The sequence below is a fragment of the Oricola thermophila genome (assembly GCF_013358405.1).
Taxonomy (GTDB): domain Bacteria; phylum Pseudomonadota; class Alphaproteobacteria; order Rhizobiales; family Rhizobiaceae; genus Oricola; species Oricola thermophila.
Map to the genome: position 1 here is coordinate 3,886,509 of NZ_CP054836.1, position 21,497 is coordinate 3,908,005.

General features: G+C 61.7%; 22 protein-coding genes and 1 tRNA gene. 8 read left to right on the forward strand and 15 right to left on the reverse strand.

Going from position 1 to position 21,497, the window contains the following annotated elements:
* Window positions 1-6: 6 nt before the first annotated feature.
* The 3 genes from HTY61_RS18815 to cpdR all read right to left on the reverse strand — a co-directional run bounded on the left by HTY61_RS18815 (window position 7) and on the right by cpdR (window position 1,179).
* Window positions 7-474: a MaoC family dehydratase gene (locus HTY61_RS18815; RefSeq protein ID WP_175278245.1), complete on the reverse strand. Its 468-nt coding sequence runs from the start codon at window positions 472-474 to the stop codon at window positions 7-9.
* Window positions 475-659: 185 nt separating this feature from the next.
* A tRNA-Val gene (locus HTY61_RS18820) sits at window positions 660-734 on the reverse strand.
* Between the two features lie 82 nt (window positions 735-816).
* A complete protein-coding gene (gene cpdR / locus HTY61_RS18825) occupies window positions 817-1,179 on the reverse strand; it encodes a cell cycle two-component system response regulator CpdR (protein ID WP_175278246.1) in 363 nt (120 codons plus the stop codon).
* A 217-nt stretch (window positions 1,180-1,396) separates the two neighbouring features.
* On the opposite strand from cpdR, the gene HTY61_RS18830 reads away from it, so the two are divergent.
* The gene (locus HTY61_RS18830) at window positions 1,397-2,287 is read left to right on the forward strand and encodes an N-formylglutamate amidohydrolase (protein WP_175278247.1); all 891 of its coding nucleotides are present in this window, start codon (window positions 1,397-1,399) and stop codon (window positions 2,285-2,287) included.
* Between the two features lie 189 nt (window positions 2,288-2,476).
* A complete protein-coding gene (hisN, locus tag HTY61_RS18835) occupies window positions 2,477-3,265 on the forward strand; it encodes a histidinol-phosphatase (protein ID WP_175278248.1) in 789 nt (262 codons plus the stop codon).
* Here the strand turns inward: hisN and HTY61_RS18840 are convergent.
* Window positions 3,255-4,235 carry an alpha/beta fold hydrolase gene (locus HTY61_RS18840; RefSeq protein WP_175278249.1) on the reverse strand — a complete coding sequence of 327 codons (981 nt, stop codon included), beginning with the start codon at window positions 4,233-4,235 and terminating at the stop codon, window positions 3,255-3,257. The two genes, hisN and HTY61_RS18840, sit on opposite strands and share 11 nt — an antisense overlap.
* Window positions 4,236-4,380: 145 nt before the next feature.
* A complete protein-coding gene (locus HTY61_RS18845) occupies window positions 4,381-4,797 on the reverse strand; it encodes a hypothetical protein (RefSeq protein WP_175278250.1) in 417 nt (138 codons plus the stop codon).
* Between the two features lie 268 nt (window positions 4,798-5,065).
* On the opposite strand from HTY61_RS18845, the gene HTY61_RS18850 reads away from it, so the two are divergent.
* Entirely contained in the window at window positions 5,066-5,539 is a 474-nt protein-coding gene (locus HTY61_RS18850) for an Hsp20 family protein (protein WP_175278251.1), read from the forward strand.
* Window positions 5,540-5,652: 113 nt separating this feature from the next.
* Here the strand turns inward: HTY61_RS18850 and HTY61_RS18855 are convergent, their stop codons facing one another.
* The 5 genes from HTY61_RS18855 to HTY61_RS18875 all read right to left on the reverse strand — a co-directional run bounded on the left by HTY61_RS18855 (window position 5,653) and on the right by HTY61_RS18875 (window position 9,534).
* Window positions 5,653-6,264, reverse strand: coding sequence for a DoxX family protein (locus tag HTY61_RS18855; protein WP_175278252.1), 612 nt, complete (start codon window positions 6,262-6,264; stop codon window positions 5,653-5,655).
* Window positions 6,265-6,282: 18 nt separating this feature from the next.
* Window positions 6,283-7,062 (reverse strand): HvfC/BufC N-terminal domain-containing protein, encoded by a 780-nt coding sequence (locus tag HTY61_RS18860; RefSeq protein ID WP_175278253.1) that lies wholly within the window; start codon window positions 7,060-7,062, stop codon window positions 6,283-6,285.
* The gene (gene bufB, locus HTY61_RS18865; RefSeq protein WP_175278254.1) at window positions 7,046-7,996 is read right to left on the reverse strand and encodes an MNIO family bufferin maturase; all 951 of its coding nucleotides are present in this window, start codon (window positions 7,994-7,996) and stop codon (window positions 7,046-7,048) included. The genes HTY61_RS18860 and bufB overlap by 17 nt, the downstream gene beginning before the upstream one ends.
* Window positions 7,997-8,031: 35 nt before the next feature.
* Window positions 8,032-8,340, reverse strand: a complete 309-nt coding sequence (locus HTY61_RS18870) for a BufA1 family periplasmic bufferin-type metallophore (RefSeq protein ID WP_175278255.1) — start codon at window positions 8,338-8,340, stop codon at window positions 8,032-8,034.
* A 141-nt stretch (window positions 8,341-8,481) separates the two neighbouring features.
* Window positions 8,482-9,534: a threonine aldolase family protein gene (locus HTY61_RS18875; RefSeq protein ID WP_175278256.1), complete on the reverse strand. Its 1,053-nt coding sequence runs from the start codon at window positions 9,532-9,534 to the stop codon at window positions 8,482-8,484.
* 400 nt (window positions 9,535-9,934) lie between these two features.
* Here HTY61_RS18875 and gltB point away from each other — a divergent pair, with 400 nt between their 5' ends.
* The 5 genes from gltB to HTY61_RS18900 all read left to right on the forward strand — a co-directional run bounded on the left by gltB (window position 9,935) and on the right by HTY61_RS18900 (window position 17,139).
* The gene (gene gltB / locus HTY61_RS18880) at window positions 9,935-14,656 is read left to right on the forward strand and encodes a glutamate synthase large subunit (RefSeq protein ID WP_175278257.1); all 4,722 of its coding nucleotides are present in this window, start codon (window positions 9,935-9,937) and stop codon (window positions 14,654-14,656) included.
* Window positions 14,657-14,659: 3 nt separating this feature from the next.
* Window positions 14,660-14,983: a heavy metal-binding domain-containing protein gene (locus HTY61_RS18885; RefSeq protein WP_175278258.1), complete on the forward strand. Its 324-nt coding sequence runs from the start codon at window positions 14,660-14,662 to the stop codon at window positions 14,981-14,983.
* 14 nt (window positions 14,984-14,997) lie between these two features.
* Entirely contained in the window at window positions 14,998-16,452 is a 1,455-nt protein-coding gene (locus HTY61_RS18890; RefSeq protein ID WP_175278259.1) for a glutamate synthase subunit beta, read from the forward strand.
* A gap of 101 nt (window positions 16,453-16,553) precedes the next feature.
* Window positions 16,554-16,754, forward strand: a complete 201-nt coding sequence (locus HTY61_RS18895) for a hypothetical protein (RefSeq protein ID WP_175278260.1) — start codon at window positions 16,554-16,556, stop codon at window positions 16,752-16,754.
* 121 nt (window positions 16,755-16,875) lie between these two features.
* Window positions 16,876-17,139, forward strand: coding sequence for a DUF2312 domain-containing protein (locus HTY61_RS18900; protein ID WP_175278261.1), 264 nt, complete (start codon window positions 16,876-16,878; stop codon window positions 17,137-17,139).
* A 42-nt stretch (window positions 17,140-17,181) separates the two neighbouring features.
* Here HTY61_RS18900 and HTY61_RS18905 read toward each other — a convergent pair whose 3' ends face one another.
* The 5 genes from HTY61_RS18905 to hemP form a co-directional block, all read right to left on the reverse strand.
* Window positions 17,182-17,988: a heme ABC transporter ATP-binding protein gene (locus tag HTY61_RS18905; protein WP_175278262.1), complete on the reverse strand. Its 807-nt coding sequence runs from the start codon at window positions 17,986-17,988 to the stop codon at window positions 17,182-17,184.
* 6 nt (window positions 17,989-17,994) lie between these two features.
* Entirely contained in the window at window positions 17,995-19,083 is a 1,089-nt protein-coding gene (locus HTY61_RS18910) for a FecCD family ABC transporter permease (protein ID WP_175278263.1), read from the reverse strand.
* Window positions 19,070-19,906: a heme/hemin ABC transporter substrate-binding protein gene (locus HTY61_RS18915; RefSeq protein ID WP_246272855.1), complete on the reverse strand. Its 837-nt coding sequence runs from the start codon at window positions 19,904-19,906 to the stop codon at window positions 19,070-19,072. The genes HTY61_RS18910 and HTY61_RS18915 overlap by 14 nt, the downstream gene beginning before the upstream one ends.
* An 85-nt stretch (window positions 19,907-19,991) precedes the next feature.
* A complete protein-coding gene (locus HTY61_RS18920; RefSeq protein ID WP_175278265.1) occupies window positions 19,992-21,050 on the reverse strand; it encodes a hemin-degrading factor in 1,059 nt (352 codons plus the stop codon).
* Between the two features lie 8 nt (window positions 21,051-21,058).
* Complete coding sequence (gene hemP / locus HTY61_RS18925; protein WP_246273078.1) at window positions 21,059-21,211, reverse strand: hemin uptake protein HemP; 153 nt, start codon at window positions 21,209-21,211, stop codon at window positions 21,059-21,061.
* Window positions 21,212-21,497 lie beyond the last annotated feature (286 nt).

Below are 21,497 nucleotides of genomic sequence, written 5' to 3' on the forward strand. Positions count from 1 at the left end.
CACGCATCAGTGGCGCTCCAGCACCGCCATGGTGATCCAGGTGGCCGCCAGTGCCGGCTTCGTGCCGTTCTCGATTTCCAGCGTCACGTCATAGGTCGATATCACGCGGCCGGACGGGCGAATGTCGGCATCGGCCAGCTTGAATACCGCGCGTATCCGCGCGCCGGCCCTGACCGGCGCCATGAAACGAACCTTGTCGAAGCCGTAGTTGATTCCCATCGTCGAGCCCTCGAGCTGCGGCAGAGCCTCGTATGCAAGCGTCGACAGCAGCGAGAGGGTTAGGAAACCGTGCGCAATGGTGCCGCCAAAGGGCGTTTCCCTTGCTGCCCGCTCGGGATCGAGATGGATCCACTGGTGGTCGTCGGTGGCGTCGGCAAAGAGATTGATCATCTCCTGGGTGACTGTCCGCCAATCCGAGCGCCCGATTTCTGTACCGATCGCGCCCGGAATATCGTCAACGGTAATGGTGGCCATCTCTTTTCCCACGCCCAGGTTTCGGTGGCGCCTGCTTACGCAGGGGCGCCGGTGCAATCAACCCCGTCTGCAGTCGAACGGATCGGCCGTGTCCGGGATGTCAGAAACGATTCGACCGTTCACGTGATTCGCATGCAACGAAGATGATCGGGGATGCCTTGCCATCAATGCAGGGGGCTGGAGAATGGTGGGCGGTACTGGGATTGAACCAGTGACCCCTTCGATGTCAACGAAGTGCTCTCCCGCTGAGCTAACCGCCCTTCCAGAGCCGGGCATACACCACAAGAGATGCCGGTGGTCAATACCGCAATTGCGACAAATATGGCATCGCGGTGAAGGCGGTCAGGCCGCCTTGATCATCTTGTCGACTTCCGAGACCAGCTCGCGCAGGTGGAACGGCTTGGAGAGCACCTTGGCGTCCTTCGGCGCGTTCGAATCGGGGTTGAGCGCGACGGCGGCGAATCCGGTGATGAACATCACCTTCAGGTCCGGGTCGAGTTCGGTGGCGCGGCGTGCCAGTTCGATGCCGTCCATCTCCGGCATGACGATGTCGGTAAGCAGCAGCGAGAAGGGTTCTTCGCGAAGCCGTTCGTAGGCCGCGGCCCCGTTGTCAAAATCGACGACCTGGTAGCCAGCCTTCTCCAGAGCCCTTACGAGGAAGGCGCGCATATCGTTGTCGTCTTCGGCGAGAAGAATGCGGTTCATGATTAACCTGTTCTGTTTCCACGCAAAAAGCGAGGTAGAAATTGGCTGCCACAGTCATGACCGGGCAGCGTAAACAACCGGTTTATTTCGACCCGATTTGCGATGATTGGCAAGAGTTTTCACAACATCGCGACACGCGCCAGACTGGACAGGGCGGAAGCCTCCTGTCAACAATCCCGTAAACTCACGGGAATCAGAGGCGCTGTTTTTTCGTAACATGCTTTGCGAACCGGATTTCACCAATCATCCCGCCTTCGAAGTAAGGCAGCCGGCCGAACAGCGGGTTCCATTCGTATTCAACTCGCCGCACAGCGGCCGGTACTATCCGGAACGCTTTCTTGGCATGAGCCGGCTGGACCGGATATCCATTCGCCGCTCGGAAGACTATTTCGTGGAAGAGCTGTTTTCGGGGGCAGTGCCGCTCGGTGCGCCGATGCTTCTGGCACATTTCCCGCGAGCCTATCTGGACGTCAACAGGGAACCGTACGAACTCGATCCGCGCATGTTCGGCGAGCGGCTGCCGCCCTACGTCAATTCGCGTTCGATCCGCGTAGCCGGCGGGTTGGGCACCATCCCGCGCGTCGTATCCGAGGGGATCGAGATCTACGGAAAACGCTTGCCGGTTGCCGAGGCGCAGGCGCGAATCGCCAACATCTACAAGCCCTATCACCAGACCCTTCGCGATCTTCTCGCGCAGACCCACCGTCGTTTCGGATTTGCGGTGCTCATAGACTGCCATTCCATGCCAGCGTCCGTACGGTACGGGCAGGACGGTGTCCGGCCAGACTTCATCATCGGCGACCGCTTCGGAACCAGCGCCAGCCGGGAATTGAGCGAAGCAGCCATGTCGATCCTTTCGGGAATGGGGTACCTGGTGACCTCCAACAAGCCCTATGCCGGCGGTTTCATCACCGAGCACTACGGCCGCCCGCTCAAGGGACTGCACGCCCTGCAGATCGAGGTCAATCGCGGACTTTACATGGATGAGCCGACGATCACCAAGAAGGCGTCCTTTCACCTTCTGCAGGAAGACATCGCCTCATTCATATCGCAGCTCATGTCCCTGCCTGACAGCAACTTCTTCGATTATTCAGTCGCGGCCGAATAGGCGGCAGTCGCAAAAAAAAAGCCGCATCAAGGTTGATGCGGCCAAAATCTAGGGAGGAAACGCCCAAGGAGGGCGTGGCAGCGTGCTGCCATCCCAAAGATCGTGTTGCGATGCACAAATGTCAATGTGCACCGCAGAAACTTTTCTGCGGCGCTTGTGGTTTTCGGGATTTTTCAGCAGATGGGGACAATGAACACTCGAAGACTGCCCGATATCGCCTTCCTGCAACGCCTTGCAGCCGCAGCTGCTGCGGAGACCCTGCCCCTGTTTCGCAATCCGGCCCTTGTCGAGAACAAGGATTCGGAGGGGTTCGACCCGGTCACGGCCGCCGACAAACAGGCGGAAACAGCGATCCGATCGCTGATCGAGCATGAGTTTCCCGAGCATGGTATAGTCGGCGAGGAACATGGCACGATACGAAGCGAACACCCGTTGGTCTGGATCATAGATCCGATTGACGGGACGCGTGCCTTCATATCCGGTCTGCCGGTCTGGGGAACGCTGGTCGGTCTGAAGATCGATGGCCTTGCTCGCATCGGGTTCATGTCCCAGCCCTATACCGGAGAGTTGTTTGTCGCCGATGGCGACAGGAGCCTGTTGCTGCGGGACGGCGCGACGCCGGTGACGCTTGCGACGCGCAAGAATCACACGGTATCGGACGCGACACTGTTCACGACTACGCCGGCGCTGTTCAGCGGCGCGACGCGAGATGCCTATGATCGCCTGGAAGAAAAGGTGCGTCTCGCCCGCTACGGCTGCGATTGCTACGCCTTTGCCATGCTTGCTGCCGGATTTGCCGACATCGTCATCGAGGCCGGGCTGAAGACCTACGACATCGCGGCCCTTATCCCGTTGGTGGAACAGGCAGGCGGCGTCGTGACGACGTGGGACGGCGGCAATGCAGTCGATGGTGGCGATGTTGTTGCTGCGGCGACGCCGCAACTGCACGCAGCCGCTCTCGACATTCTCAATCGCTAGAGCCGGCCGCCGGCAGGCCGGGTTCGGCGCCGCTGCCGGGAATGAATGCCAGAAGTGCAGCCATGAACTGCTCCCTGTAGATGTCGGCCTCCTGCATCAGTTCATGGCGGGCGCCGTCAATGGTGAGAAGGGATGCAGAACGCAGCCTGGTCGTCAGGGTCTCGATGGCGGCGTTGGAGACCACGCTCTCAGCGCCGGCCATCAGTACTAGGGTCGGTGTCGTTGTCCGCGCCATGTGTTCCGGGTCGCTCACCACGTCGATTGCCCTGAACGCCGCCGATACCCAGGAGGCGGAGGGACCGCCAATGGCCAGTTCCGGATGTTCTGCCAGCACGGAGGTGTTCCGGGCATAACGGTCGGAATCCGATGTCAGCGGGTTGATCTCGAAAGGCTTGCGCAACCGCGCCGCCGAGCCGCCATAGACGTAGAGATTGCCCAGCCCCAGAAATCCCATCATCTTTGTAACGGCCCGTGTTGCGCCGTGCTTGAAATCGGACGCGGGCAAGCCGAGAAACGGCGAACTCAGCACCATGCGGCGTATCCGATTCACATAGGCCGGGGCCGTGTATAGGGCTGCGAGGGCGCCGCTCGAATGGCCCAGAATGAAATAGGGCGGACGGCAGTCGGGCAGGACTATCTGTTCGAAGACCGTGTCGAGATCGATGGCATATTGTTCGAAAGAATCGACATATCCGGAATCGATGCGGCGAAAGAAGCGCTGCGAGCCGCCTTGTCCGCGCCAGTCGAAGGCGACCACATCGAAGCCCGCATCGAGAATGTCCGAGATCGTCTCGAAGTATTTCTCGATGAATTCGTTGCGCCCCTGGAGGATGACGACAGTGCCCTTGACCGGGTTGGCGTCGGCGCGAAACCGGGCATACCGGACAGAGAAACCGTCCGGTGTTTCGACATGGCCATCGGCGGCGATATCCGGAGCCGGATTGGATTCTGTAAACCGAAGCGTGGTCATGAAAAGCGGATTCGGCCCTGATGCGAACCGCACAAGGTCTACGGGTGTCGGTCGGAAAAATCAAAGAAAAACCGGGAGCGCCGCAAAGCGCTCCCGGCGTGACGACCGAACAGGAAGGGACGATACAGTTCGGCCGAAGTTGGCGTCAGTGGATGCCGAAATGGTAGGAGAAGCCGCCGGTACGGCCGTGGAAGGTCACGCCGGGCCGATGGCGAGTATGAAACAACGGTTTGCGTGACAGGACGCGAGCGGTGCGGCCATCGACGACGAGGCGGACCGGCCCTCGGCGGCTGGTTGCATGCAGCACGTAGTCTCCGTGGCGCATCCGGATGTTGCGGATGTTGCGATAGCCTTTCCGGTGCAGCGATTTGATGACCGCACGGCGTGGCAGGATGCGACGTTGATGCCTGATGTAGCCTCGGTCATGTTGAGCGACGAGATTTGCCTGGACACCGTTAGCGGGAGTGGCGACGGTCGCGGCAACCGGCATTGCCGAGGTGGCGGAAACGGTACCGGCGGAAAAAAGCGCTGCGAAAGCGGCAGTGGCGATGACATTCTTCATGATCGGTCTCCCTTTCGGTTCCGGCCCGTGATGGCCGGCGGTTATCAGGCGTGGAGACACAATGGCCCAACCCGGCTGAACCGAACCGGAAGGCCTTGTTCATCTGGCGTTCAGGAAGGAAATTCCGCGCCCTTGAACGCGTTTCGGTGAATCACCAGATAGATCGGGCGGACGCCGTACGGGTCCGTTGGCATTCAATGGCTGCGCCTCGAGCAGGGTGGCCGCGCATGCCAAACGCAACACAGTCGCTCACGAATGGAGGACACCCATGCGTCATGTAGACTATTCGCCCCTTTTCCGCTCGACCGTCGGATTCGACCGACTTTTCTCCATGCTGGACACGCTTGCCCAGCCGGAGCACAACGGTCAGACCTATCCGCCTTACAACATCGAGCGCACGGGCGAGAACAACTATCGCATAACGATGGCCGTTGCAGGCTTTTCCGAGGATGACCTGTCGATCGAAGCCCGCGCCAATGTCTTGACTGTCGCCGGCGCGAAGCCGGAACAGAAGGACGAGGAGAAGCGCGAGTTTCTGCATCGCGGCATCGCTTCGCGCGCCTTCGAGCGTCGTTTCCAGCTCGCCGATTATGTGGAAGTGAAATCCGCCGAGCTGAAGAACGGTCTCTTGCATATCGACCTCGAGCGCGAGATTCCCGAAGCGATGAAGCCGCGCAAGATCGCGATCAAGAATGGCCAGGACAAGAATGGCAAGCAGATCGAGGCGAAGGCCGTCAACTGAGACATTCGCGGAATGATCCAATTATCCGGTCACACGCCGTTGCGCCGGTTCCTCCCTGCCGGCAGGCACGGCGATGGGAAGGCGGGGGAAACCCCGCCTTTTCTCATGACGGATCAAGGTTGGCGGAAGCGTCGCGCCAGAAGATGGTCGAGTGACAACCGGCCGGGGCCGTTGGCGACGATCATCAGCATCAGGAAAACCCACATCATGCGCTGGTCGAATATGATCGAATCGGGAAAGCGATCGAACATCGCGCCGACATATTTTCCGGAAAGGCCGTGGAAGGCGATGTCGACGTAGCTCTGCACCGCGATGAAGGCAATCATTCCGAGCGCGGCGATGCGACTGAACAGCCCGAGCACGATAAGCAGCGGTAGCGCGATCTCCGCCATCGTGCCGAGAATGACCACGAAATCCCAGTAGAACGGAATCGCGTCAACATCTGCGCCATGATCCTCGAACACTGGCGGCAGAATGGACGCATAGGCGCCGACCGACGGTTTGAGGAAACCGAAGACTCCGTCCCCGAGCTTGTTCCAGCCGGAATTCAGGTAATAGAGGAGAAGCAGGCTGGCGAAGGCGAAGCGAGCGGCAAAGCCGTTGAACCAGCCCGAGAGTCCGTTTTCCAGGCTCCTGAAAATCCGGTCGTGCAGTCTGGCGAGCGCCTTGACCTGCGCGGGAAGGAAAGCGTCCTGCACGTCTTTCGTATCGGCGATGTCGCTCATTGTGCTTGTCCCGTTTGGCTATTGTGTCGCGACCGCGGCGAAAGCGCCGGTGCTCAGAAGGCCCGTGATCGCCGACGCGACGTCGAATGACCCGGCCTTGGCGAGGCCGGCGGCGGCGGCTTCGCCGAGCGCGCCACCCTGAATGAGACACGAGAAAAAGGCGTCGTGGCCGTCGTCGAGCGCAATGACAATGACCTCATGGCCGGGGCGCGTGACCAGGGCGCTTTGTGCGCGGGCGGCGTCGATGCGGCCGACGGTCTCGTGATTGCGGTTGGCGTCGAATATGTCGAAGACCGCGTATTCCGAGATGACGAGACCGGTGGCGGGGTGCGGCGCGAAGGTCACGCTCTCCAGGGCGGACGGCGGGATCTCGCCGAGTACGGCGGGGGCGAGCGGCTCCACATCGGCCGCGTGATAGGCCGTGAGCCAGGCGCGCTCGAGCCGGGCGACGTCGGCAAGATAGGGCATCCGGCGGGTATGCTCGAACGTTTCAACGAAGGCTGGAAATTCGTGGCCGTAGAGAAACAGCAGCGGCGAGACCGGGGGATGGGCGCGGACGAATTCGCGCGCCATGTCGCGGAACAGCGTCTCGCCGGCGATGCGCCTGACCGCCGGGAAGATGTCGGCAAGCGCGTTGATCAGGCTGACGGTGACGTTGTTGCGGTAGACATTGAAGCGCCTGACCGCCTTCTTGCCGCGCGGACCGACGACATGGGCCGGCTCGTCGTGGCGCGGGTCGAGGATCGATGCGCAGAAGTCCGCGGTGTCCAGGGCGGGATGGTCAGCTTCCGGTCGCATGGCTCTTGCCCATCATGAAGGTGCGCGCGGCCTCGTCGAGAATGCGGTCCGCCGCCTCGGCCTCGGCACGCAATACCGGCCAGTCGGGCAGATCGGAGTCCCATTCGACCAGGGTCGGCACGGGCCCGCACTGCCGGACGACGACCGAGAACAGGTCCCAGACCGCGTCCGCAACGGGCGCGTCGTGGCTGTCGATCAGCAGCGGATCGCCTTCGTCGTCTTCCTGTACCGCGTGTCCGGCGAGGTGGATCTCGCCGACATGCTCCATCGGATAGTCCACGAGGTAGGACATCGGCGAGAAGCCGTGATTGGTGGCGGAGACGAAGACGTTGTTGACGTCGAGCAGCAGGCCGCAGCCGGTACGGCGCACGATCTCGCGGAGGAAGTCGGTCTCGCTCATCGTCGAGTTGTCGAAGACGACATAGGTCGACGGATTCTCGAGCAGTATCCGGCGGCCGATGTGGTCCTGCATCCGTTCGACATGCGCGCAGACGTGTCCCAGCGTCTCCTCCGTGTAGGGCAGGGGCAGCAGATCGTTCATGAACACCTCGTCGTGGGTCGACCAAGCGAGATGCTCGGAGACGAGCGCCGGCTCGTAGCGCTCGACCAGCGCCCTGAAACGGTCGAGATGGTCGGCGCTCAGCGGTCGCGGCCCGCCGATCGACATGCAGACGCCGTGCAGCGAGAGCGGGAAGTCCCGGCGTACGCGCTCCAGCGCCCGGTGCGGAAAGCCGCCGTCGCCCATGTAATTCTCGGCATGGACCTCAAGGAATCCGACCGGGCCGGGATCGGACAGGATTGCGTCGAGATGGGCATGCTTGAAGCCGACCCCGGCCGAGGCCGGAATACGGGCGGTGCTGGCCGCAAACCGGGAGCCGCCGGCAGCCTGGGGCGGGGCCTCGGACGAACCTTCGCGAAGAGGGGTCGTGGTCATGGCGAAATCTCCGGTTTGCGGCAGGTCGGGCGAAATCAGGCCGGCAGGTCGCGGTCGAGCGGCTCGAGCGAGCCGGTGCGGCCGTCCGGCAGTTCCATCGACGTGCAGGTGCCTTCCTCGACATACTTCCAGGCGTTGCCCTGGTAGTCGATGGTCGAGGTGCCCTGGCAGGTCGTGCCCGGTCCGGCTGCGCAATCGTTCTGGCCGGCCAACGCGACACCGTAGCATTTCACATTGGCGGCGGCCGCATCAGTGGCGGTAACAAGCTGGGCGCCTGACAGGGCGGCAGCAACCGCGCCGGCGAGAACGGCACCGGAAAGTGCGGACTTGGAAGCATTGGACATGTGTAACTCCTCTGAATGTTCGGGCCGGACTTTTCCGCCCGGCAAACGCAGGAGTCGCAGAGTGGCCAATAAAACGGAAATCAAGGCGACGTTATCCGCCGTCACTTCCGTGTGAGGGAAAGTTGAGCGCGCGAGATGAACTCACGCGTCGAGCAATTCGGAAAATCGGGCGATGTCCGTTTCCTTCGTTTCGAAGCTGGTGACCATGCGCACGAGCGTTTCGCCTTCCGCCAGCCCGGTGTTCTCGCCGGCCGGTTCCGGCCAGTCGTGGAAATGCACGCCGGCGGCAAGCAGGCGATCGTACTCGCCGACCGGCAGGATCGCGAACACCTCGTTTGCCTGCGGCGGCCATGCCAGTCGCGCGCGGTTGCTGTTTTCAATCGTCGCGGCGAGCCTGGCCGCCATGGCATTGGCGTGCCGGGCGAGTTCGAGCCAGAGGCCGTTTTCGAGATAGGCCAGGAACTGGGCAGCGACAAAGCGCGACTTTGAGAACAGCTGCCCCGAGCGCTTGCGCAGCCACGGCATGTCCCGCGCCATTTCCGGATCGAAGAACAACAGCGCTTCGGCGCACCAGCAGCCGTTCTTGGTGCCGCCGAAGGACAGGATGTCCACACCGCTCTTCCATGTCATCTCCGCCGGCGAGCAATCGAGCGAGACAAGAGCATTGGCGAAACGGGCCCCGTCCATGTGCAGCGGCAGGCCATGATCGCGGCAAACCCCCGATATCGCGGTGATGTCCTCCAATCCGTAGACCGTGCCGATCTCGGTTGCCTGGGTTATCGAGACAGCCATGGCGCGGCCCATGTTGACCGTGCCCGGAGAGAAAGGCTCGATCTCCTCGCGCAGTCGCGACGCATCGATCTTGCCCGAGCTGCCGGGTACAGGGCGCACGCGCACACCGCCGGTCAGGAACTCCGGCGCGCCGCCCTCGTCCTCGCGAACATGGGCGTCGGCGTGGGCAAAGGCGACGCCGCCTATGCGGTTGACCGCGGCAAGCGCCAGCGAATTGGCCGCCGTTCCGGTAGGCAGGAACCAGACGGAAACTTCATGCTCGAAGATCTCGGCCAGGCGCCTTTCGGCCTCGCGATCGAGCGGGCCGGTTCCATAGGCGGCGTGAAAGCCGCTTCCGTGTTCGGTCAGGGCGGCGGAAATGGCCGGATGGGCGCCTGCCCAGTTGTCGGAAGCGAAATACATGGCGGATCTCCCAGGAATGGTTCAGCAACGGACCTTCGGCAGATATCGCGAAACGATGTAACCCGAAACATCGTTTCTGCGACATTTTCGATCCTTTCCTGCGCGATTTTTTTGCAATTGCATCTTGAGAAATTTCCCGCTATCTGCCATAGGAATATGACAGCATTGCTGTCCTATTTTGCATTTCGGGTCGAACGGCATGGCAATTTCCGTTCGGTCCGTATACGCGTCTGCAGGCGCAGGGCCCCGATCAGATCCTGGCGAGCAGCATACCGATCTCACCGGCTTCGGCAGGTGCAGCGTCGAAGCGCCGGTTGGCCGGGCGGGTGTCGGTGCGGGTCCCGAAATGCTAGATAGGGCAAGGAAAACGCGCGTCAGCGCCGAGACGGAGGATTGAGCGATGAGCAGGATGTTTGCATCCGGACCCGCCCATGCGGACGGGAAGGCGACGGCAAAGACCGCGGCGGCGCGCAAAACCACGTCCGGCCTGCCGGGTCCTAGCGGACTTTACGATCCGCGCAACGAGCATGATGCCTGCGGTGTCGGCTTCATCGCGCACATGAAGGGCGAGCGGACGCACAAGATCGTGTCCGAAGGGCTCGCCATGCTGGAGAACCTCACCCATCGTGGCGCCGTGGGCGCCGATCCGCTGATGGGCGACGGCGCCGGCATGCTGGTGCAGATTCCCGACGCGCTTTTCCGCGCCGAATGGGCGGAGCGAGGCGTGGAGTTGCCGAAGGAGGGCGACTATGCGGTCGGCCACTTCTTCCTGCCGCAGGATGCCGAACTGCGCGCGCACATCGAGAACATCATCACCCAGGTGATTGCCGAGGAGGGCAAGGAACTGATCGGCTTCCGCGATGTGCCGGTCGACAATTCCTCGCTGTCCAAGGCGCCGGAAATCGTGGCGACCGAGCCGGTGCACCGCCAGGTTTTCATCGCCAAGGCCGACGATCGCGAGGGCGGCGACGCCTTCGAACGGCGTCTGTTCATTTTGCGCAAGGTGATTTCCAACCGCATCCATGCCGAAACGCAGGGCCGCGACAACGGCTTCTATCCGGTGTCCATGTCGTCGCGCACCATCGTCTACAAGGGCATGTTCCTGGCCTATCAGCTGGGCGCCTATTACAAGGATCTCACGGACGAACGTTTCGAATCCGCGCTGGCGTTGGTGCATCAGAGGTTTTCCACCAACACCTTCCCGTCATGGAAGCTGGCGCATCCCTACCGCATGGTCGCCCATAACGGCGAGATCAACACGCTGCGCGGCAATGTCAACTGGATGGCGGCGCGGCAGGCGTCGGTCCAGTCCGAACTGTTCGGCGACGAGATCGAGAAGCTCTGGCCCATTTCCTACGAGGGCCAGTCGGATACGGCGTGTTTCGACAATGCGCTCGAATTCCTCGTCCAGGGCGGCTACTCGCTCGCGCATGCGGTCATGATGCTGATCCCGGAGGCATGGGCCGGCAACAAGCTGATGGATGAGAAGCGCAAGGCGTTCTACGAGTATCACGCCGCGCTGATGGAGCCGTGGGACGGCCCCGCCGCCGTGGCATTCACCGACGGGCGCCAGATCGGCGCCACGCTCGATCGCAACGGTCTGCGGCCCGCTCGCTATATCGTCACGGACGACGACCTCGTCATCATGGCCTCCGAGGCCGGTGTTATCACGGTGCCCGACGACAGGATCGTCACCAAGTGGCGGCTGCAGCCGGGCAAGATGCTGCTAATCGACATGGAAGAGGGGCGTATCGTCTCCGACGAGGAGATCAAGCGTCAGATGGCGGAGATGCACCCCTATGGCGAGTGGCTGGAAAACACGCAGCTGATTCTCGAGGACCTCAAGCCCGTCGCGCCTCGTGCGGTGCGCGAGGACGTGAGCCTGCTCGATCGCCAGCAGGCCTTCGGCTATACCCAGGAAGACGTCAAGATCCTGATGGCGCCGATGGCCACGACCGGCCAGGAGGCGATCGGCTCGATGGGCACGGACACGCCGATCTCGGCGATGTCGAACAAGTCGAAACTGCTCTACACCTATTTCAAGCAGAACTTCGCCCAGGTCACCAACCCGCCGATCGACCCGATCCGCGAGGAACTGGTGATGAGCCTCGTGTCCTTCATCGGACCGCGCCCGAACATTTTCGACCTGGAAGGACTGTCCAAGCGCAAGCGGCTGGAAGTTCGCCAGCCGATCCTGACCAACGGCGACCTGGAAAAGATCCGCTCCATCGGTCATACCGAAGACCTGTTCGATTCCAAGACCCTGGACACGACCTACAAGGCCAGCGAAGGCGCGGCCGGGATGGAAGCGGCGCTCGACCGGCTGTGCGAACGCGCGGAGCAGGCCGTGCATGGCGGCTACAACATCATCGTCCTGTCCGATCGCCAGGTCGGCCCGGACAGGATCGCGATTCCGGCACTTCTTTCGACGGCGGCCGTGCATCACCACCTTATCCGAAAGGGTTTGAGAACCTCGGTCGGGCTGGTCGTGGAATCCGGTGAGCCGCGCGAGGTGCATCATTTCTGCTGTCTGGCCGGTTACGGTGCCGAGGCGATCAACCCCTATCTCGCCTTCGACACGCTGCTCGACATGCATTCCAAGGGCGAGTTCCCGCCCGAGGTTGACCGCTACGAGGTGGTCTCCCGCTATATCAAGTCGATCGGCAAGGGCATTTTGAAGGTCATGTCCAAGATGGGCATCTCGACCTACCAGTCCTATTGCGGCGCGCAGATTTTCGATGCGGTGGGACTTTCGACCGACTTCGTGAACAAGTACTTCACCGGCACGGCAACGACGATCGAGGGCATCGGCCTGGCCGAGGTCGCCGAGGAAACCGTGCGCCGCCACAAGTCGGCATTCTCCAACGATCCCGTCCTGATCAATGCGCTGGAGGTCGGCGGCGAATACATGTACCGCATCCGCGGCGAGGAACACGTCTGGACGCCGGACGCGGTCGCCTCGCTCCAGCATTCGGTGCGAAGGAACCTGCCGGAAAAATTCCGCGAATTCTCGGATCAGGTGAATGCCGATGCGCGTCATGCCAAGACGATCCGTGGCCTGTTCCATATCCGGAACGCGAATGAAGCCGGGCGCAAGCCGGTTCCGATCGACGAGGTCGAACCGGCATCCGAAATCGTCAAGCGCTTTTCGACGGGCGCAATGAGCTTCGGCTCGATCTCCCGCGAGGCGCATACGACGCTCGCCATCGCGATGAACCGGATTGGCGGCAAGTCGAACACCGGAGAGGGCGGCGAGGAGCCGGACCGGTACCATCCCCTGCCCGATGGCACGCGGAATCCGGAACGCTCCGCGATCAAGCAGGTCGCGTCGGGACGGTTCGGGGTGACGACCGAGTATCTCGTCAATTCCGACATGATACAGATCAAGGTTGCGCAGGGCGCCAAGCCCGGCGAGGGCGGACAGTTGCCCGGCCACAAGGTCGACGCGACCATCGCCAAGACCCGTCACTCCACGCCGGGTGTTGGCCTGATCTCGCCGCCGCCGCACCACGACATCTATTCGATCGAGGATCTGGCTCAGCTGATCTACGACCTCAAGAACGTCAACCCGGCCGCCGACATCTCTGTCAAGCTGGTGTCCGAGGTCGGCGTGGGCACGGTTGCAGCGGGCGTAGCCAAGGCGCGCGCCGATCACATCACCATCTCCGGCTATGACGGAGGCACGGGCGCCTCGCCGCTGACGTCGCTCAAGCATGCTGGCAGCCCGTGGGAAATGGGCCTTGCCGAGACGCACCAGACGCTGGTGCTGAACGGATTGCGCAGCCGCGTGGCTTTGCAGGTCGACGGCGGGCTTCGCACCGGCCGGGACGTTGTCATCGGCGCGCTGCTGGGGGCCGACGAGTTCGGCTTCTCGACCGCGCCGCTCATCGCGGCCGGTTGCGTGATGATGCGCAAGTGTCACCTCAACACCTGCCCGGTCGGCGTGGCGACGCAGGACCCGGTGCTGCGCAAGCGTTTCAAGGGCACGCCCGAGCACGTGGTCAACTACTTCTTCTACGTGGCCGAGGAGGTGCGCGAACTGCTGGCCGAGATGGGCTATACCAGGCTCGACGACATCATCGGCGAGACGCAGCTGCTGGAGCAGGAAGCGCTGATCGACCACTGGAAGGCGCACGGTCTCGATTTTTCCAAGGTGTTCTACAAGCCCGAGGCCGAGAAGCGCGCGATCTACTGGACAGAACGCCAGAAGCACCCGATCGACGACATCCTCGATCGCAAGCTGATCGAGGCGGCCATGCCGGCGTTGGAACGGAAGGAACAGGTTCGCATCGACATGCCGATCCACAATACCGATCGCTCAGCCGGGGCGATGCTTTCGGGGGAACTGGTCAAGCGGCACAAGCACAAGGGCCTGGAGGATGGTACCATCCACGTGACCCTGCGTGGCACGGCGGGACAGTCCTTCGGCGCCTTCCTGGCCAATGGCATTACCTTCGACCTGATCGGTGACGGCAACGATTATGTCGGCAAGGGCCTTTGCGGCGGCCGGATCATCGTGCGACCGCCGGAAAATGCCAGGATCGTTCCGGAGGAATCGATCATCGTTGGCAATACCGTGCTTTATGGTGCGATCCAGGGCGAGGCATATTTCCGGGGCGTTGCCGGCGAGCGTTTTGCCGTGCGCAACTCCGGTGCGGCCGCGGTCGTCGAAGGCGTCGGCGATCACGGCTGCGAGTACATGACCGGCGGTGTCGTCGTGGTGCTGGGTTCGACGGGCCGCAACTTCGCCGCGGGAATGTCGGGCGGTGTCGCCTATGTGCTCGACGAGGACGGCACCTTCGAGACCCGCTGCAACATGGCGATGGTCGAGCTGGAGCCGGTCCCGGAGGAGGACGACATCCTCGAGAAGTTGCACCATCACGGCGGCGACCTGATGCACAAGGGGAGGGTCGACGTTTCCGGCGACATGACGCGCCATGACGAGGAGCGCCTGTTGCAGCTGATCGCCAAGCATCGGCATCTGACGGGCTCGACCCGCGCGGAGCACATCCTGGAGAACTGGGAGAGCTTCCGCGGCAAGTTCCGGAAGGTGATGCCGGTCGAGTACCGGCGTGCGCTGGAGGAAATGGAGCGGATGCGCCTCAACGTGGCGGCGGAGTAGCCCATGATCGTGTCGACAACCAACACGATCGAGGGGCGCAGGATCGTCGAATACAAGGGTGTGGTCACCGGGGAGGCGATCCTCGGGGCCAATATCTTTCGCGATTTTTTCGCCGGTATTCGCGATATCGTTGGCGGGCGGTCCGGTGCCTACGAGAAATCTCTGCGCGAGGCGCGCGAGATCGCGCTGCGCGAAATGGAAGAGGAAGCGCTTCGTTGCGGCTGCAATGCGGTCATCGGCGTCGACCTCGATTATGAAAACATAGCGGCCGGTTCCGGCTCGATGCTGATGGTGTCGGCGTCGGGCACGGCAGTCGTCATCGAATAGTTGCGGGATCAATCATGGGCAAGGTAACGGGTTTCCTCGAGATCGACCGGCAGACGCCGAAGTACCAGCCGGCGTCCGACCGCATCAGGCATTTCAAGGAGTTCACCATTCCCCTCGAGGACGGGGAGGTGGTCAAGCAGGCAGCGCGCTGCATGGATTGCGGCATCCCGTTCTGCCACGGGCCGACGGGCTGTCCGGTCAACAACCAGATTCCCGACTGGAACGACCTCGTCTACAACGGGGACTGGGACAACGCGATCCGCAACCTGCATTCGACCAACAATTTCCCCGAGATCACGGGACGAATCTGCCCGGCGCCCTGCGAGGAGGCCTGTACGCTGAACCTCGAGGACGTTCCCGTCGCGATCAAGACGGTTGAGCAGGCCATCGCCGACAAGGCCTATGAGAGCGGCTATGTCGTGCCGCAGCCGGCGGCGACGAAGACGGGCAAGAAGGTTGCCATTATCGGTTCCGGCCCGGCGGGCCTGGCGGCGGCGCAGCAGCTCGGCCGCGCCGGTCACGAGGTGCACGTGTTCGAGCGCGAGGCACGGATCGGCGGGCTGATGCGCTACGGCATCCCGGACTTCAAGATGGAGAAGCGCTATATAGACGCGCGCCAGAAGCAGATGGAAGGCGAGGGCGTGACGTTCCACGTCAATGTCAATGTCGGGGTCGACAAGCCGGTCGCGGAACTGATCGAGGAATTCGATGCCGTGCTTTACTGCGGCGGCTCGGAAAAGCCGCGCGAGGCGGGCATTCCCGGCGGCGACCTCGCCGGTGTGCATCCGGCGATGAACTACCTCGTGCAGCAGAACAAGCGCGTGGCCGGCGAGAATATCGGCTCGGTCGCATGGGCGTCGGAGCCGATCGTCGCCAACGGCAAACATGTTGTTGTTGTTGGTGGTGGCGACACAGCCTCCGACTGCATAGGCACCGCGTTCCGTCAGGGTGCGGTGAAGGTAACCCAGCTCGACATCCGACCGCAGCCGCCTGAAAAGGAAGACAAGCTTGCCGTGTGGCCGTACTGGGCGACCAAGATGCGCACGTCGTCATCCCAGGCGGAAGGCGCGCAACGGGAATTCCAGGTGGCTACGCTGGAATTCATAGGCGAGAATGGGCAACTGACCCATGTCAAATGCTGTGAGGTCGATGAGAAGCGTGAGCCGATCGCTGGTACGGAATTTTATATCCGGGCGGATCTAGCCTTTATCGCAATCGGTTTTTCGGGTCCGCTGGAAGATGGCGTGATCGCGGAACTCGGCGACAAGTTGCAGATCGACGTTGACCGGCGTGGCGGTACCTCGGTGCATGCCAACGACCTCGATTACAGGACAACCACCGACAAGGTCTTCGCTGCCGGTGATGCACGGCGTGGTCAATCACTCGTCGTTTGGGCGATTCGTGAGGGTCGGCAGGCGGCCCACGCAATCGACAAGTTCCTGATGGGCGAGACGGTTTTGCCGCGCTGACGCTCTACAGCACGAATCGCAGCGCTTTGACTTGGCGCAAGGCGTCAGAGCCAATCGGCGTTCATGATCCCTCATGTCTCATGCGATGATGGGGGTCGATCATGTTCGCACTGTTTCTTGCCGCTTACCTTCTCACTGCACCGACGCTGATGGGTATCGTTGTTATCATGTTGCTGACAGCGGACCTTTTCTCGGCGCAGCATATAGCCATCGCCGCGGTAGCGGGTGCGGCTATCGGGGTTCCGGTCGCGTGGCTTGTGGCGCGCAAGCTTGAGCACATTTTCGACGTCAAGCGTAACTGAAAAAAGCACCTATCTGAACGGTGCTTCCAAGCAGCTGTGCATGGCTGTATAGCGCGGTTGACCATGATGGCGTGATGCGGCATCGGTGAGCCCTGTTTTCCGACTCATGAGGAGCCTGCCCATGTCCGACGTGAATGGCGTCGCCCGCGATCAGTTGCGTGCATTCGTGGAACGAATCGAGCGTCTCGAGGAAGAGAAAAAATCGATCGCCGACGATATCAAGGACGTATATGCCGAGGCCAAAGGCGTCGGATTCGATACGAAAGTGCTGCGCAAGGTCGTTGCTATTCGCAAGCAGGACCAGAACGAACGGATGGAACAGGAGGCTGTCCTGGATCTCTATCTTCACGCGCTTGGAATGGTGCCGGCGCCCGAGGAAGAATAGTCTGGCAAGGGGCGCGTTTTCCGGTTGTCGGCAACCAATCCGCTAAGGCGAATTCTGTGGCTGTCCTGCCGCAGAATGTGCTTGGTGAGGCAGCACGAAGATTGAGCCTGCCTGCGGCGGCTGATTCACGGATAATTCGCAGTCATACACCGCCTGCAGATTTGATGCGGTCAGAACATCAGCCGGCGTACCGGCAGCATGAATACGCCCGTTTTTCAGCAGTACAACGTGGTCCGCATAAATCGCCGTGAGGTTGAGATCGTGCAGGATTGCCAATACGCCGCCGCCACGGACGGCAAAGTCGCGCGCGACATTCATGATCTGCAACTGGTGGCGGATGTCCAAGCTCGAAACCGGTTCATCTAGGAACAGGTAGCGTGCCTTGCCGTCAATGACTGGTGACCAGACCTGGCAGAGGACGCGGGCGAGTTGTACGCGCTGCTGTTCGCCACCAGAAAGCTCCTGGTACATTCGGCCCTCGAAGCCAGCAAGGTCCACCCGAGCAAGGGCTGCCGACACAACATCCCGATCATCTTCCGTCAGCCCTTCGCGGGTGCCGAGGCCTACGATCTCTCGCACGGTAAACGGAAACGACAAATTGGACGATTGCGGCAGTACGCCACGAAGTGTTGCCAGTTCCCATGGTTTTGCGCGTGCGATATCGAGGCTATGCAAGCTGGCATGTCCGGAATAGGGCAAGTCACCGGACAGAGCCCGCAAAAGCGTTGTCTTGCCGGAGCCGTTCGGACCGATGACGACCGACAATCGCCCCTCCGGCACGGTCAGGCTCACGCCATCCAGTACCTTCTTCCGGCTCAGTCGGACCTCAATGTTCTGTGCAACGAGCATGGTGTCCTAGAGGTCAATGATGCCGCGCTTGCGCAGCAATATCCAGAGGAAGAATGGTGCGCCGGCCGCGGCCGTTACAATTCCGATGGGCAGTTCTGCAGGTGCCACGATTTGTCGGGCGATCGTGTCCGCAAACAGAAGCAGGGTCGCGCCGAGAAGGGCGGATGCGGGCAGCAGGTAGCGGTGGTCCGGGCCGATGGCGAGCCGCAGGAGATGCGGTACGACAATTCCAACAAAACCTATGCCGCCCGAAACGGCCACGGATGCTCCGGTGGCAGAAGCAACGCAGACAATTGCGGCGTTCTTGAACCGCTGCACGTCGGTTCCGAGATGGCGCGCCGAGGCCTCTCCAAGCGCAAGCGCATTTAGCCCGCGCGCCATCAGCGGTAGGGCGAAAAGGACCGGCAAGATCAGAGGCGCGACCATGAAGTTCTTCGACCAGGTTGCGCCGGCGAGTGAACCGAGCCCCCAGAAGGTCAGGTCGCGCAATTGCTGGTCATTTGCCCAGAAGACGAGGAGTCCTGTGAATGCGCCGGACAATGCGCCGAGTGCGATACCGGCAAGCAGCATTGTGGCAACCGAGGTGTGTCCATGCCTTGTCGAGATTCGGTAGAGGACCAGGGTCGACGCGAGCCCGCCGAGAAAGGCGGAGAATGGAATGGCGTAGATGCCGAAAAACGCTGCAACAGGTGCCAGAATTGAGCCTTGCAGCACGATGAAAGCAACCGCTCCCAGACCGGCGCCCGCCGAGACGCCTACAATACCGGGATCGGCGAGCGGATTGCGGAATACGCCCTGCATGATCGCGCCCGAGACGGCAAGAGCCGCCCCGATCAGCACGCCGAGCACCGCTCGCGGCATGCGGATGTCGAAGACGACAATACGGTCGGCGAGATCGAGGGTTCCCGACCGCAGACCCGCCGCCTCGAGAAACACCTGCCATGCCGATGCGCCGGATGCTCCCGACGCCAGGCTGAAAAAGAAGGAAAGGACGAGAAGAAGTGCGAGCGCGATTATCGCCGCGCGCGCTGCGGCGGAACGGTCGCCCTTGCGCCGCGACATCCGAACAGTGGCAAGGGTATCAGCGAAGGTCATTGCCGTACAAAGCCTTGGCCAGATCAAGCGCTGCCGCCGCCGTGCGCGGACCGAAGCCGAGCAGGTATAGCCCGTCCATGCGGACGAACGCGCGGTTCCTTCCGGCCCGGGTCGATTTCAGGCCGGGATGCGAGAACAGAGCCTCGTCGTCAATCGTGAACCCGTCCCCGCGATCCATCATCAGAACGACATCCGGATCGGCGGAAATCAGCGCCTCGTCGGTGAGTTGCTTGTAACCCGCGAACTCGGTGAGCGCATTCTCTGCACCGGCCAATCGGAGTATGCCATCTGCGGCAGTCCCGGTGCCAGAAGCCATGATACGGCCATCCTGCATGGACAGAATAAACAGCACACGCTTCCTTTGCTTGATTTCGGCGACTGCAACCGAAAGTTCCGTTATTTGCTCAGACAGGTCCGCACGCAGAGCATCGCCCTTCTCGCGGACGCCGAGCGCTTCGGAAACTATCCGGATCGCGGCATCGATGCCCTCGGCGTCATATTCCTGCGGCACCTCGACGTAGGGAATGCTGGCGGCTTTCAACACGTCGATGGCCTCGGGCGGTCCGCTTCCTTCGCTTGCCAGGATCAGGTCCGGCCGGATCGACAGGACACCTTCCGGTGCCAGGGCGCGCATGTAGCCGACATCGGGCAGTTCGCGTGCCTCTTCAGGCCACGTGCTGGTCGAGTCTCGCCCGACAAGCCGGCCTTCTTCGCCGAGTGCAAAGACGATTTCCGTGATCGCGCCGCCAATGGACAGGATACGTCGCGGGCTTTCTTGCGCGTCCGCCGAAGCATTGCGAGTCACAAGCAGAAGCAGGACCATTGCTGCGCAGGCAGCGGACCAGAGAAGGCTCCGCGGTCTTCCGGCGGACAGAGCATGGCGAATGAGAAGCAGCATTTCGGAAACCTCATGCGGTAGCGATGGCGGAATGGCGCGGCAAACCATTCACCAGCATCTGCCAGTCCGGGCGGTTTGCCTGTCCGGCAGACCAGATGCCATTGACGAGCAGGATGCGGTCACCGGTCGAATCATAGGCCTCCACAGACAGGACATCACCGTCTCTGGAGGGGCGCCTTAGTGCCCAGCACTCGGCAATCGCCGTCGTGCGCAGATGGAGGTGAAAATCGGGATCCATGACGTTTAGCCAGTCCCCGGTACGCCTGACGTTGGCGATCAAGCCGGAATGGATCTGCAGCATGCCCGGGTTGCGCACGAACACCATAAGCGGAACACGTTCATTGGCGGCGATGTTCAGCAGCGCCTCCATGGCGTCGTCGGTGATACGCCAAGCATATCGATCGCCTATTGAGCGGATCGCCTGCAACCGCCTGAAACCCAGTCGCGCGATCATTCCCTGGAATTTGTGTGTATCCTCGATTGAGGCCCAACGCCGACGCAGTTCTTCAACCAGTTCTTCTCCCGGATCGGTCGCCGGTACCCGTTCGGTGTGCGGGGCGAAGCCGGGAATTCGCGCATTTTCCGGCATCCGAACGTCATCAATGATTTTCTGCCAAGCGCCGAGATCGCTGTTGTGGCGGAAATGGATCTTGTGCACGGCATCGCCGTGCGCATCGAAGAACTGGATGCTTCGCGCGATCCCTTTTGCGGTGTCCTTCTCTACCGCGAAGGCGTGCACCCAATGCGCCCGGAAAATTCGCAGGTCCATCGCCTTTCCAAGGAACATCGCGACCCGTCCGCGCGGAGTGTAGTTTTCGTAAACACCGATTTTCTCGTGAACGGCGTGTTCATTGCGCGTCAGCGCCATCAACTCGCCAACCGAGGCGAGGCGCGGCAGGATTGCATCGAGATCGGGCGAAAGGCGCGTGACACCTTCGCCCTCCCAGGCCGCGGTGAACTCGCCTTCGGATATGCCAAGCTTGCTTGCCAGGTCCCGTTCGCGGGTTTCCGGCTCGGCTGCCTTGGCCGACCTGATTTCTTCCGGCGCAAGGCGGATTTCTCTATTCATCTGGTAGCTCACTTGTTGAGTATCAGCTTGCCCTGCCGGGTTATCTTGAGCCGATAGATCGTTCCGTCATGGTTGATGCAGATCTCGGTCGCGCCATTGAAAAGCTGCGCGCTGTTGTAGACGGCGATGCCGCCGGGAAGCGTTCCTATCTGCGGGTTCATGGCGTCATGTGCCGGTACCCGGTTATTCTGCTCTGTCATCATTCTCGCACTGCTGAATCGTAAACGCCTGGCTGGCCGGAACGCTGGCTCGGCGACTGGAGGTCAAAATCAAACTTGACTCTCATCGTCATGTTTCATATCGGATGCAATACATGAGTGAATGTGTCAAGTTTGATTAGACAGTTTCTCACTCACAAGGCCAGCAAGCCGCCCGCCAGCAAGCCGTTTTACCCGTTTAGAATCAGGAGAAGGCAATGGGGTTGGTGGGGCATAAGTCAGCGATTTT